The following is a 2,842-nucleotide window of genomic DNA, read 5'->3' on the forward strand; positions in this document are numbered from 1 at the left end:
CATTTTTTTGTTTTAGCGCTCAATACCTTTCCACCGGAGATCTTACTTCCGGGGGAAAGCCCTAACCAGGAGGCAAAATGTTTTTCTGTAGGCCAACGGCTCATGTCCAGGCCGATTTCACTGATAATTTTTATAACGGTTAACGCATCCAAGCCATCAATACGGGTCAAATCAACACCCGTCATTCGGTAAAGATGAGACCGGGCATCAAACGACAGTTTGTTGCGTCCGTTTGTTTTTGGGGATTGGGCTAATGGCTGTCCCTGGCTTCGATTATCAAAACCGGCTAATTGGCTTTCGATTTCAATATCGCAATCGGCAATCTTTTTCTGATAAAAATCAAAAAGCTCTACTGCTTGTTGAAGGGCAAATAGATGTTCCTTTCGCCAGTTGCCGTGCAAAGCTTTGGCGATGGTCTTATCATCATTTTTGCAGCGGGGATCACGGAGTTGGGACAGTTTTTCAGGATCTCTCTCCCCGTCCAGAATGGCCCGAATGATGCCCAGGCCGGTGGTTCCGGTAATATCCCGAATCACCCGGTTGAGCTTGATATTCATTTGTTCCAATGCTTTTTGAATATGTTGAATGTGATGAGAGGCATAAGAAACCAGCATAGATCTCTGTCTTAAGTAGCCTCGAAGAACACAGATTTGTTCCGCTGGGCGGAAAGACCCATGCAATAACCCATAGGTGTGGAGTTGCTGAATCCACTGGCAATCCACTACATCCGTCTTGCGTCCGGGAACATTTTTAATAAACATAGGATTGATCAATTTGACATCAAATCCTTTAGATTCAAGCAGTTCGTACAAGGCAATCCAATAGATACCGGTTGATTCCATAGCTACGGTATCTATTCGGCATTCCTTGAGCCATTCGGCTAAAGCATAAAGATCGGCGGTGAATGAACCGAAATGGCGAACATCCTGGCCTTTCAGATCTCGACCTTTTGGGACCGCAACATAATGGGTTTCAGCGCCGATATCAATTCCGGCGGCACTAAAATTGATTTGTTCAAATTCAGAAATGTTTTTTAGGTTTTTGTTCTTTTTCAACCATACCTCCCATGATAAAATATTCATCAGGCGTGAAGGACAGCGAATTGATTAAACTTCCAAGCGGGATCATAGGTCACCATTGAAACAGTCGCCATGTCCTTCATACCAAGCTTTTTAACGAGCACGAGGGCATCATTGTCGTTCCGGTCTTTGCCTGATGCAATCTGGTATGATTGCTTAAATGTCTTTTTCTGACAAGTTATTTCTGGTTACAGCGCCGCAAAGCGGCGTTTCATAGCTTTTTACGAACGCATCAAATTTGATTTCGCCGAACGCTAAACGACTAATGGTTTTTTTACGCATGCCCCGCTGGGGCACCATGAAGCATGAAAATTTTTTAAGGCGATGGGCAAAGTACAGGGTTCAAGGTTTTTCCCCTTGCAACTTGAAACGTGCATCCTGCAACTCTATTCTTTGACTGACCCCTGATCCCTGATCTCAGAACTTTATTTTCGAACTAAAGGAGCGCGCCATGGGAACCAATAATGTCATTTTTTTGGAGATGATCGAATGGTTTGATGAAACCGGTCGTGAGCTGGTGCATCGCATTCCGGAACAGGGTTCGGGGGAAATCAAATACGGGGCCCAATTGGTGGTCCGGGAAAGCCAGGCCGGGGTCTTTTTCTACAATGGCCGGGCCTACGACGCCCTTGGCCCGGGAAGACACACCCTGACCACGCTCAATATCCCTATCCTGACCAAGGTCCTGAGCCTTCCCTGGGGATTTACCAGTCCTTTAAGGGCCGAGGTCTACCTGGTCAACATGAAGAACTTTATCAACCTCAAGTGGGGGACCAGGGACCCGGTGGCTTTTAAGGATTCGGAATTTGGTTTGATCCGTCTCCGGGCCTACGGGGTTTTTAACTTAAGGGTGATTCAGCCGGTCCTTTTTATCAACAGCCTTGTGGGGACCCAGGGGATTTATACCACGGATGAAATCGAAGAATATTTAAACCGGGTCATTGTCTCCCGTTTGAACGATCACCTGGGCGAAAATCTGGATACCTTGATCAAACTCCCGTCCCGCTATGAGGAGCTTTCGCACGGGCTTAAAAAGCGATTGGAAGAGGATTTTTCCCATTATGGTTTGTCCCTGAGCCATCTTTATATCGTTTCCATAACCCCCCCCGAAGAGGTGCAGCAGGCGATTGACGACCAGAGCCGGTTGGCCGTTTTAAATGATCTGGACGGACTGGTTAAAATGAAGGCGGCCATGGCCATGGAGAAGGCCTCCCAGTCTCCGGGCGAAGCCGGAGCCGGTATGGGGATGGGCCTTGGTTTTATGATGCCGGCCCTTTTTGCCGAACAATTAAGAAAATCGGGAAAAGAAGTCCCGGTACTTCTTAATTGCCCGGAATGCAAAAACCCGATAACCGAGGAGGCCCGTTTCTGTCCGTCCTGCGGCCATCAATTAGTGGTCCTGGATCAGTGTCCGGAATGTGGAAAAAATCTGGCCCCCCAGGCAAAATTCTGTTCCCGATGCGGGCATCCGGCTCAGGAGAAAAAACCCGCGCCCAAATGCCCCCAATGCGGAATGGAAAACCTCCCCCATTCGGTTTTTTGTAATCACTGCGGTGAAAAAATAGCCAAAGATATTTGAATCTTATCTCGTTAATCCGTTACTTGTATCTCGTTTTATCGAGCAACCAGCAACAAACTGCCCGTAACCGTGGAAAGGTTAGATAAATTCACAGATGGGCACTGTAAGCGCCTCTTATTATAATAATTCCTGGGCCGTTGAACTGAAGTGCCCTCAATGCGGAGCCCCGGTTACCCTGGAAGAG

2 protein-coding genes are annotated in these 2,842 nt (G+C 47.5%); one reads left to right on the plus strand and one right to left on the minus strand.

The window, feature by feature from the left end; translation table 11 throughout:
- Positions 1–1,055: IS110 family transposase (locus HY879_07455; GenBank protein ID MBI5603175.1), on the minus strand; the 1,055-nt coding region annotated here is incomplete at its 3' end.
- A 475-nt stretch (positions 1,056–1,530) separates the two neighbouring features.
- On the opposite strand from HY879_07455, the gene HY879_07460 reads away from it, so the two are divergent.
- Complete coding sequence (locus HY879_07460) at positions 1,531–2,658, plus strand: SPFH domain-containing protein (GenBank protein MBI5603176.1); 1,128 nt, start codon at positions 1,531–1,533, stop codon at positions 2,656–2,658.
- Positions 2,659–2,842 lie beyond the last annotated feature (184 nt).

This window comes from Deltaproteobacteria bacterium (genome assembly GCA_016219225.1).
Lineage (GTDB): Bacteria > Desulfobacterota > RBG-13-43-22 > RBG-13-43-22 > RBG-13-43-22 > RBG-13-43-22.

Excerpts from the sequence above, each read along its gene's own strand:
- HY879_07460 (MBI5603176.1), top strand. The coding sequence starts at position 1,531 with ATGGGAACCAATAATGTCATTTTTTTGGAGATGATCGAATGGTTTGAT.